The following is a 9,854-nucleotide window of genomic DNA, read 5'->3' on the forward strand; positions in this document are numbered from 1 at the left end:
GCCCGGCGGACTGCTCCCGCACTGCCGGGCGAGCACACCGGGCCGCGGGAACCACCTCCGCGGTCGTCATCACCCCTATCCACGGCAAAGAAGGCGTAGGAGTCACATGCGTAACGCACGCAAGTTCACCGCCATGGCCGCAGGCCTCGCCGTCGCCAGCCTCGCGCTCGCGGCGTGCAGCTCCGGCGACGGCGGCAGCTCGGACGACTCGTCCGGCGGCGCCGGCGACAAGGTCGAGGTCTTCACCTGGTGGGCGAGCGGGTCCGAGAAGCTCGGTCTCGACGCGCTCGTCGGCGTGTTCGACACCCAGCACCCTGACGTCGAGTTCATCAACGGCGCCGTCGCCGGTGGTGCCGGCTCGGCCGCCAAGGACCTGCTCCAGACCCGCCTCCAGGCGAACGACCCGCCGGACACGTTCCAGGCCCACGCGGGCGCGGAGCTGACCGACTACATCAACGCCGGCCAGGTCGAGGACGTCTCGAGCCTGTACGACGAGTTCGGTCTGCGCGACGCGTTCCCGGCCGACCTGGTCGACCGCCTCACCGTCGACGGCAAGATCTACTCGATCCCGTCGAACATCCACCGCGCGAACGTCGTCTGGGCCAACACCCAGGTCCTCACGGACTCGGGCCTGGACCCGGCCGCGAAGTACGACACGATCGACGACTGGTTCGTCGCGCTCGACGCCGTCAAGGAGAAGACCGGCCGCACGCCGCTGTCGGTGGCGACCACGTGGACCCAGGTCAACCTGCTCGAGACCATCCTCCTGTCCGACCTGGGCGCCGACGGCTACAGCGGCCTGTGGGACGGGTCGACCGACTGGTCCGGCGATGACGTCACCAAGGCGCTCTCCGACTTCGAGAAGCTCATGAGCTACACGAACGAGGACCGCGACGGGCTCGACTGGCCCGACGCGACGCAGCAGGTCATCGACGGCAACGCCGCGTTCAACGTCATGGGCGACTGGGCCGTGGCGGCGTTCGAGGAGGCCGGCAAGAAGGCTCCGGCCGACTACGTCTACATGCCGGTCCCCGGCACCGACGGCGTCTTCGACTTCCTCGCCGACTCGTTCACGCTCCCCGTCAACGCCCCGCACCCCGCGGGCGCCAAGGCGTGGCTGCAGACGATCGGCTCGCTCGAGGGCCAGGTCGCGTTCAACAAGGCCAAGGGTTCCATCCCGGCCCGCAAGGACGCCAAGCCCGAGGACTTCTCGGAGTACCAGCAGTCCGCGATGAAGTCCTTCGGTGAGGACACCATCGTGTCCTCGCTGGCGCACGGCGCAGCGGCCCCGGCCGCCTGGGCCAACGCGATCTCGGACGCCACCAGCAAGTTCACCACCGGTGGTGGCGACCTCGCCGGCTTCCAGGCCGACCTGGTCGCGGCCGCCGAGGCCAACGCCGGCTGACCTGCCCCACCGCACGACCCGGCCCCGTCCCGGTCCTGGTGAACCCAGGGCCGGGGCGGGTCCTCGTGCAGCACGGCCCGCCCGACCCGTCCGAACGCTCGTCACGACCACAGGAGGCACTCGTGCCCCGACAGATCCGCAAGTGGGGGCCTCCCCTCCTGCTCATCTCGCCGACCTTGATCCTGCTCGGCGTCTTCGTCTACGGGCTCCTCGCGGTCAACGCGAACACGTCGACGAAGGACATCCACAACTCGGCCCAGGCCAACGGCAAGGCGCCTGTCGGCTTCGTCGGCCTCGAGAACTACGTCAACCTGTTCTCGTCCGACGAGTTCCAGCACTCGCTGAAGAACCTCGTGATCTACACGGTGGTCTTCCTCGTCGGCACGATGTTCTTCGGCTTCCTGTGGGCCTGGCTCCTCGACCGGCCCGTGCGGTTCGAGGGCGTCTTCCGCTCCATCTACCTGTTCCCGATGGCGGTCTCGTTCGTCGCCTCGGGCGTCGTGTGGCGCTGGCTGCTGAACTCCAACCAGGGTGAGAGCGCGTCGGGCCTGAACCGGCTGTTCCAGATGATCGGCCTGCCGTTCCTCCAGAACAACTGGTGGAACAACGTCAACGTCGGCATCGCGGCCATCGCGATCCCCGCCATCTGGCAGCTGTCCGGGTACGTCATGGCACTGTTCCTCGCCGGCTTCCGGGGCATCCCGGAGGAGCTGCGCGAGGCGTCCCAGATCGACGGCGCCACCAACTGGCAGATGTACCGCCACGTGATCTTCCCGCAGCTGAGCCCCGTCGCCCTGTCCGCCGTGATCATCGTCGGCCACATGTCGCTCAAGGCCTTCGACCTGATCATGTCGATCTCGAAGCCGGCGAACTACCAGACCAAGGTCCCCGCCATCGACATGTACGTCTTCAAGTCGAGCTTCGACTACTCGAACGCCGCAGCCGTGGGCGCGATCCTGCTGGTCATCGTCGCCGTGCTGATCATCCCGTACCTGGTGCACCTCAACCGGACGGAGAAGCACTGATGACCACCGTCACCCCCGCGGAGCTCGCCGCTCCCCTCGGCACGCCCGCCGCCGCCCCGGTGGCCGTCGGCCGCAGCCGGTTCTCCAAGGGCCGCACCGCCAAGTACGCGCTGCTGATCTTCTTCACGCTCATCGTCCTGATCCCGGTCTACGTGCTCATCGTGACCAGCTTCAAGGGCCAGGGCGACGCCACCCCGGCGCGTGCCTGGAACCTGCCGCAGGTGTGGACCATGGAGAACTGGACGGGCGCGTGGAGCGCACTGTCGCCGTCCCTGTGGCGCACCTTCGAGATGGTGATCCCGGCCGCGATCATCTCGTCGTTCCTGGGCTCGATGAACGGCTTCGTGCTCGCGCGCTGGCGGTTCAGGGGTGCGGACCTCGTCTTCACGCTGATCCTGTTCGGGATGTTCATCCCCTACCAGGCCGTGATGATCCCGCTCCTGCAGCTCATCCTCGGCGCCGGCATCCCCTCGGGCGTCCCGTCGCTGATCATCCTGCACGTGATCTACGGCCTGCCGATCACGACGCTGATCTTCCGCAACTACTACATGTCCATCCCCGAGGAGCTCGTCGAGGCCTCGCGCATGGACGGCGCGGGCATGCTGCGGACCTACTGGTCGGTCGTGCTCCCGATCTCGGTGCCCAGCTTCGTCGTCGTCCTGATCTGGCAGTTCACCTCGGCGTGGAACGACTTCCTGTTCGCGGTGTTCTTCTCGTCCAGCCAGAACGGCCCGGTCACCCTGGCCCTCAACAACCTGGCCAACGGTGCTCTGCTCACCAACTACGGCATCTCGATGGCGGGCGCGCTGCTCGCGTCGCTGCCCACGCTGCTGGTGTACGTGCTCCTCGGCAAGTACTTCATCGGCGGCCTCATGTCCGGGTCGGTCAAGGGCTGATGCCCCTGGCATGACCACCTGCCGCGGTCTCCGCAACCCGGCACGGCCGAAGGGCCCGCGACAGTCACCTGTCGCGGGCCCTTCGTGCGTCCGGGCTCAGGGCGCAGACGGGTTCAGCGCAGCGCGCTCATCCGGCGCAGCATCGCGTTGTCCAGGCTGGTCGCCCCCGTGATCGCGGCGAGCACGGACTCGTAGGTGGCGTTGGCGGCGTCGAACGACCCGTTGTTGCGGCCGTGCCGCAGCACCACGATCCGGTCGGACACGGCGCGCACGTCGTTCATGTTGTGGCTGATGAGGATCACGCCGTGGCCCAGGTCGCGCAGGCGCTCGATGTAGGTGAGCACCTCGGCGGTCTGCGCGACGGACAGCGCGGCGGTCGGCTCGTCGAGCACGACGAGGCGCGGGGAGCCGATGAGGGTGCGGGCGATCGCCACGGCCTGGCGCTGCCCCGCGGAGAGCTCGGACAACGGCGTCCGCACGGATGGGATGCGCAGGGTGAGGTCGCGCAGGATCCCCCGGGCCACCTGCTCCATCTTGCCGTCGTCGAGGAGCGCACCGTCGGTCAGCTCGCGCCCCAGGAAGATGTTGGACGTCACGTCGAGGTTCCCGCACAGGGCGAGGTCCTGGAACACGGTCGCGATGCCGAGCGCGTGCGCGGCGGACGGCGACGGGATGGTCACCGGCTCGCCGTCGATCTCGATGAAGCCCGAGTCGGGCGTCAGCACGCCGGAGATCACCTTGGCGAGCGTCGACTTGCCGGCTCCGTTGTCCCCGACGAGCGCGACCACCTGATGGTCGAACACGTCGAGGTCCACGCCGACCAGTGCCTCGACGGCGCCGAACCGCAGGCTGATCTGCCTGAGGGACAGCAGCGGCACCCGGGGGGATCCGCTCATGACCTCACCTGCTCCTCGTTGGGCACGTACCTGCAGTGAAACCCCGCCCGGTTCGCGCGTCAATCGTCGTCCTCCCTCTGGCTCGCGTCCCGCGCCTGCTCGTCCGCGCGCACGACGAAGTCGGTCGATCGCAGCACGAGCTCGAGCGCACCCATGACCTCGGCGCGCTGCCCGAGCTCGGCGGGCACCACCTCGAGCGGGGCGATCTGGTTGAGCAGCACGCGGTGCCGGATCGCCTCGCGGAGCGGGCCCAGCAGCAGCTCGCCGGTCTCGGCGAGCTCGCCGCCGACCACGATGCACTCCGGGTTGACCGCCATCGCGAGGCCGGAGACGACCTCGCCGATGATCGAGCCGGCGTCCGCGATCACGCGCGCACAGCCGGGGTCACCCTCGATGGCCCGCTGGATGACGTCGCGCAGCGCGAGGGAACCGTGGCTGGACCGCAGCGGCTCGAGCAGGGCGGCCGCGCCGACGACGGTGTCGAGGCACCCGCGGCTGCCGCACCGGCAGATGTCGCCCTGGGGGTCGACCTGGATGTGGCCGATCTCGCCGGCGGTCCCGGCGAAGCCCCGGTGCACCTGGCCGCCGAGGACGATCCCGGCGCCCGTCCCGTAGGACGCGCGCACGTAGACGGAGTCGCGGTAGATCCGGGAGGCGCCGTGGGCACTCTCTGCGAGGGCGCCGAGGTTCGCGTCGTTGTCGACGAACACGGGGCTCGCGAGCCGCTTGGAGAGGACGTGCGCGACGTGGATCTCGTCCCAGCCGCGCATCATGCCGCGCACGGAGATCATGCCCGTGGCGCTGTCGACGGGCGCGGGCAGGCCGACGCCGATGCCCACGACCTCGTCGGCCGTCGACCCCACGCGCTCGAGCAGGTCCGCCACCAGCAGGGCCGCACGGTCGAGGCTGGTGTCCACCCGGTGCTCGTGCGGCAGCGGGAGCGTCTGCTCGGCGACGACCTCGTTGGTGACGTCGCCGAGCGCGACCCGGAGCTGGCGGTTGCCGATGTGGATGCCGACCGCGAGCCCCACCCGGTGGGCGATCGTGACCATCTGGGCACGTCGCCCGCTCCGGGTGGTGTTCCGCGTCTCGACGACGCCGGCCCCGAGCAGCTCCTTGACGATCGTCGAGACGGTCGCGGCCGACAGGCCGGTGGCCCCGGCGAGCTCGACCTGCGTGAGCCCGCCCTGCCGCTGGACCGTCTCGACGATCAGTGCCCGGTTGGCCTCACGGAGGGACGACTGAGAGCCCGACATCATCAGCCGCCCTCTCACGCCCGTGAGCGTAGCCCTCCGCCTCCGGCCCGAGACCTCAGCGCGCCGCCCCCGCGCGGCGCTTGTTGTAGATGTCGAACGCGACGGCCAGCAGCAGGACGAGGCCCTTGACCATCTGCTGCACCGAGTCGTCGATCCCCATGAGCTGCATGCCGTTGCTCATGACGGCCATGATCAAGCCACCGACCATGGCGCCCGTCACGCGACCGACGCCGCCCGTCGTCGACGCGCCGCCGATGAAGCACGCGGCGATGGCGTCGAGCTCGAACATGTTGCCGGCGCCCGGCTGGGCGCTGTTGGACCGCGACGAGTACACGACACCGGCGACCGCGGCGAGCACGCCCATGTTGACGAAGATCCAGAAGTTGACCCGCTTGACCTTCACGCCCGAGAGCTGCGCGGCCGACAGGTTCCCGCCGATCGCGTAGACGTGGCGCCCGAACACGGTCTTCGTGGTGACGACCGAGTAGGCGATGATCAGGACGCCCAGGATGATCAGGACGATCGGCAGGCCGCGGCTCCGCGCGAGCTGGTAGGCGAACGCCATGCTGACCAGACCGACCAGCACGAGCTTCGTGACGAAGATCGGCATCGACTCGACGACCTGCTGGTACTTGATGCGGCCCTGGCGCGTCCGCACCTGGCTCACCGCGTAGCCGAGCACGGCGATCGCCGCGATGACGAGCGTGAAGACGTCGATGCCTTGCCCGCCGAGGAACCCGTTGAGGAAGCCGCCGGCGATGCGCTGGTACTCCGCCGGGAACGGCGAGAGCGAGACGTTGTCGAGCACGCGGAACGTCATGCCGCGGAACAGCAGCATGCCGGCCAGGGTCACGATGAACGCCGGGATGCCGACGTACGCGACCCAGAAGCCCTGCCAGAAGCCGACGAGGACGCCGACGCCGAGCCCGGCGAGCACGCCGACCCACCACGGCATGCCCTGCTTGATGACGATGACCGCGGACACCGCGCCCGTGAGGGCGACCACCGACCCGACCGACAGGTCGATGTGCCCGCCGATGATCACGATCATCATGCCGATGGCGAGGATGAGGATGTAGGAGTACTGGAGAACGATGTTGGTCACGTTGCCCGGGGAGAGCAGCACGCCGTCGGTGAGGATGGTGAACAGCCCCACGATGACGACGAACGCGACGACGATCCCACTCTGACGCAGGTTCCTCGTGAAGAGGTCCCTCAGGCCTGCCATGGCGGTCATCGGACCTGGTCCCTTTCCTTGGTCATGAGCTCCATCAGGTTCTCCTGAGTCGCCTGCTCCTTCGGCAGCACGCCGGTGATCCGGCCGGCCGAGAGCGTGTAGATCCGGTTGCAGATGCCGAGCAGCTCGGGCAGCTCCGAGGAGATGACCAGCACGGCCTTGCCCGCTTCCGCGAGGCGGTTGATGAGGGTGTAGATCTCGTACTTGGCGCCCACGTCGATGCCCCGCGTGGGCTCGTCGAGGATGAGCACCTGCGGGTCCGTGAAGAGCCACTTGCTCAGCACGACCTTCTGCTGGTTGCCGCCCGAGAGCTTGCCCGCCAGGGCCAGCACGGTGGGCGCCTTGATGTTCATGCTCTGGCGATACTCCTCCGCGACCTTGATCTCCTCGTTCGCGTTCACGAAGCCGGCGCGGGAGACCTGCCCGAGGTTCGCGGCGGAGACGTTGGTGCGGATGTCCTCGATGAGGTTGAGGCCGTACCGCTTGCGGTCCTCGGTGGCGTACGCGATGCCGTGCGAGATGGCCTCGCTCACCGTGGCCGCCTTGATCTCCTTGCCGTGCAGGTACAGGTTGCCGGTGATGTTGCTGCCGTAGGAGCGACCGAAGATCGACATCGCGAGCTCCGTGCGGCCCGCGCCCATCAACCCGGCGAGCCCGACGATCTCGCCGGCGCGCACCGTGAGGTTGGCGCCGTCGACGACGATCCGCTCGGGGTCGGTGGGGTGGTGCACGGTCCAGTCCTCGACGCGGAGCACCTCCTCGCCGACGTGGGAGTCGTGCGGGGGGAACCGGTGGCCGAGATCCCGGCCGACCATGCCGCGGATGATCCGCTCCTGCGTGACCTCGTCGGCCGCCATGTTCAGCGTCTCGACGGTCCGGCCGTCGCGGATGATCGTGGTGGTGTCCGCGATCTCGGCGATCTCGTTCAGCTTGTGCGAGATCATGATCGACGTGATGCCCTGCGCCTTGAGCTGGCGCAGGAGCCCGAGCAGGTGCTCGGAGTCGTTGTCGTTGAGGGCCGCGGTGGGCTCGTCGAGGATGAGGAGCTTGACCTCCTTGGACAGCGCCTTCGCGATCTCCACCAGCTGCTGCTTGCCGACGCCCAGCTGGCCGATCGGCGTGACGGGGAGCTCGTCGAGCCCCACCCGCGCCAGCAGCGCCGCCGCCTCGGAATTGACGCGGTTCCAGTCGATCAGGCCGCGGTGCACGCGCTCGTTGCCCAGGAAGATGTTCTCCGCGACCGAGAGGTACGGGACCAGCGCGAGCTCCTGGTGGATGATCACGATGCCCTTGGCCTCGGAGTCGTTGATCGACCCGAACTGCACCTCTTCGCCCTCGAAGAGGATCGATCCCTCGTAGGTGCCGTGCGGGTACACGCCCGACAGCACCTTCATGAGGGTCGACTTCCCGGCACCGTTCTCGCCGCAGATCGCGTGGATCTCGCCACGCTCGACGGACATCGACACGTCCTGCAGTGCCTTGACGCCGGGGAAGGTCTTGGTGATGGCTTGCATCTCGAGAATGGGGTTGGCCACGCGGCCACCGTCCTTCGTCGTACAGGGCACCGACCAGGGGCCCTCCGCTGATGGGATCGACCTCACCGTCCGGCCGGCGCTCCCCGAGGGGGCGCCGGCCGGACGGCAGGTCAGGACGGGCGGATCACGCCTGGCCGCTGGCCACCTGGTCGGCGGTCCAGTAGCCCGAGTCGATCAGCAGCTTCTGGATGCCGGCCTTGACGACGACGTCCGAGTCGAGCAGGTAGGACGGGACGACCTTGACGCCGTTGTCGTACGTCTTGGTGTCGTTCGCCTCGGGCTCGTTGCCCGCGAGGAAGTCCTGCGCGGAGATGACGGCCTGGTCGGCGAGCTTGCGCGTGTCCTTGAAGATCGTCGAGTACTGCACGTCGTCGTTGATCAGCTTGACCGACGCGATCTCCGCGTCCTGACCGGTGACGATCGGCAGGCCCTCGGCCATCGTCGGGCCGTAGCCCGCGTTCTGCAGCGCGGTGATGATGCCGCGCGACAGGCCGTCGTACGGCGACAGGACGCCCTGGACCTTGCTGCCGTCCGAGTAGGTCGACGTGAGCAGGTTCTCCATGCGCTTCTGCGCGGTCTCCTGCAGCCAGCGGAGCGTGGCGGTCTGCTCGATGTCGGTCTGGCCCGACTTCACGACGAGCGTGCCGTTGTCGATGTACTCCTTCAGGGTGTCCATCGCGCCCTGGTAGAAGAAGTGCGCGTTGTTGTCGTCCAGCGAGCCCGCGAAGAGCTCGATGTTGAACGGACCCGCCGCGTCACCCTTGGAGCCGTCCTCCTTGAGGATGCCCAGGCCGGTGAGCAGCGAGGTCGCCTGCTGGACGCCGACCTTGTAGTTGTCGAACGTCACGTAGAAGTCGACGTTCTCGCTGTCGCGGATCAGGCGGTCGTATGCGATGACCGGGATGTTCGCGTCGGCCGCGGCCTGGAGCTGCGTGGCCAGGGCGGTGCCGTCGATCGAGGCGAGGATCAGCAGGTCGGCGCCCTTGGTGATCATCTGGTCGATCTGTTCCTGCTGGGTCGGGATGTCGTCGCCGGCGTACTGCAGGTCGACCTTGTACCCGGCCTTCTCGAGGCCCTCCTTGACGGCCTTGCCGTCCGCGATCCAGCGCTCGGACGTCTGCGTCGGCATCGCGACGCCGACCGTGAGGTCGCTCGGGTCCTTGGTCGCGCCGTCGGACGCCCCGTCGGTGCTCCCGGCTCCGCTTCCCGAGCACGCAGCCAGGCCGAGCGCGAGGACCGCACCCGCCGCCGCAATCGTGATCCGTCGCATTGTTGTGCTCCTTCTCGTCGTTGAGAGGCCCGGTGACTCGGGCCTGGGAGTGCTCGGGTTCGTCGGCCAGGGCAGCGTCTGCGCTCCCTGTCCGGTGTCCCGGCTGCACCCCCCGGCGGTACTCCGTCGGATGCAGCGGCCCCACTGTCTTCGATTCGTTTCTCGAAGTCAACCGAGCGGGGAGCGTGCTGGCATTACGAACTCATCACGATGTGATCGCTAACAGGGCACGCTGAGCGCGAATCCTCGACCTTTGACTTCGCATCACGAACCCAGTGTCTGGCTCGAGACAGGTGACGAGGGGCCCGCGACCGTCGGTCGCGGACCCCTCGTC

General features: G+C 68.4%; 8 protein-coding genes. 3 read left to right on the plus strand and 5 right to left on the minus strand.

The features are described 5' to 3' along the window. Window positions 1-106 precede the first annotated feature (106 nt). From AC1DT4_RS10680 to AC1DT4_RS10690, 3 genes are all read left to right on the plus strand, one after another. Window positions 107-1,405 (plus strand): ABC transporter substrate-binding protein, encoded by a 1,299-nt coding sequence (locus AC1DT4_RS10680; RefSeq protein ID WP_477089767.1) that lies wholly within the window; start codon window positions 107-109, stop codon window positions 1,403-1,405. Window positions 1,406-1,527: 122 nt separating this feature from the next. Then, window positions 1,528-2,430: a carbohydrate ABC transporter permease gene (locus AC1DT4_RS10685; protein WP_477089768.1), complete on the plus strand. Its 903-nt coding sequence runs from the start codon at window positions 1,528-1,530 to the stop codon at window positions 2,428-2,430. Further along, window positions 2,430-3,326, plus strand: a complete 897-nt coding sequence (locus tag AC1DT4_RS10690; RefSeq protein ID WP_477089769.1) for a carbohydrate ABC transporter permease — start codon at window positions 2,430-2,432, stop codon at window positions 3,324-3,326. Before AC1DT4_RS10685 ends, AC1DT4_RS10690 begins: the two co-directional genes overlap by 1 nt. A 113-nt stretch (window positions 3,327-3,439) precedes the next feature. Here the strand turns inward: AC1DT4_RS10690 and AC1DT4_RS10695 are convergent, their stop codons facing one another. The 5 genes from AC1DT4_RS10695 to chvE all read right to left on the minus strand — a co-directional run bounded on the left by AC1DT4_RS10695 (window position 3,440) and on the right by chvE (window position 9,520). Beyond that, window positions 3,440-4,222, minus strand: coding sequence for an ATP-binding cassette domain-containing protein (locus tag AC1DT4_RS10695; RefSeq protein ID WP_477089770.1), 783 nt, complete (start codon window positions 4,220-4,222; stop codon window positions 3,440-3,442). A 59-nt stretch (window positions 4,223-4,281) separates the two neighbouring features. After that, the gene (locus AC1DT4_RS10700) at window positions 4,282-5,478 is read right to left on the minus strand and encodes an ROK family transcriptional regulator (protein ID WP_477089836.1); all 1,197 of its coding nucleotides are present in this window, start codon (window positions 5,476-5,478) and stop codon (window positions 4,282-4,284) included. Window positions 5,479-5,533: 55 nt separating this feature from the next. Further along, window positions 5,534-6,715, minus strand: a complete 1,182-nt coding sequence (gene mmsB, locus AC1DT4_RS10705) for a multiple monosaccharide ABC transporter permease (protein ID WP_477089771.1) — start codon at window positions 6,713-6,715, stop codon at window positions 5,534-5,536. Continuing rightward, the gene (gene mmsA, locus AC1DT4_RS10710; RefSeq protein ID WP_477089837.1) at window positions 6,712-8,229 is read right to left on the minus strand and encodes a multiple monosaccharide ABC transporter ATP-binding protein; all 1,518 of its coding nucleotides are present in this window, start codon (window positions 8,227-8,229) and stop codon (window positions 6,712-6,714) included. The genes mmsB and mmsA overlap by 4 nt, the downstream gene beginning before the upstream one ends. A gap of 145 nt (window positions 8,230-8,374) precedes the next feature. Beyond that, window positions 8,375-9,520 carry a multiple monosaccharide ABC transporter substrate-binding protein gene (chvE, locus tag AC1DT4_RS10715; protein ID WP_477089772.1) on the minus strand — a complete coding sequence of 382 codons (1,146 nt, stop codon included), beginning with the start codon at window positions 9,518-9,520 and terminating at the stop codon, window positions 8,375-8,377. Between the last annotated feature and the right edge of the window lie 334 nt (window positions 9,521-9,854).

Source organism: Cellulomonas sp. P4_D11, from assembly GCF_056401915.1.

Coding starts and splice junctions, on each gene's coding strand:
- AC1DT4_RS10680 (WP_477089767.1), top strand. CDS start 107: ATGCGTAACGCACGCAAGTTCACCGCCATGGCCGCAGGCCTCGCCGTC.
- AC1DT4_RS10690 (WP_477089769.1), top strand. CDS start 2,430: ATGACCACCGTCACCCCCGCGGAGCTCGCCGCTCCCCTCGGCACGCCC.
- AC1DT4_RS10695 (WP_477089770.1), bottom strand. CDS start 4,222: ATGAGCGGATCCCCCCGGGTGCCGCTGCTGTCCCTCAGGCAGATCAGC.
- AC1DT4_RS10700 (WP_477089836.1), bottom strand. CDS start 5,478: ATGTCGGGCTCTCAGTCGTCCCTCCGTGAGGCCAACCGGGCACTGATC.
- mmsB (WP_477089771.1), bottom strand. CDS start 6,715: ATGACCGCCATGGCAGGCCTGAGGGACCTCTTCACGAGGAACCTGCGT.
- mmsA (WP_477089837.1), bottom strand. CDS start 8,229: ATGCAAGCCATCACCAAGACCTTCCCCGGCGTCAAGGCACTGCAGGAC.
- chvE (WP_477089772.1), bottom strand. CDS start 9,520: ATGCGACGGATCACGATTGCGGCGGCGGGTGCGGTCCTCGCGCTCGGC.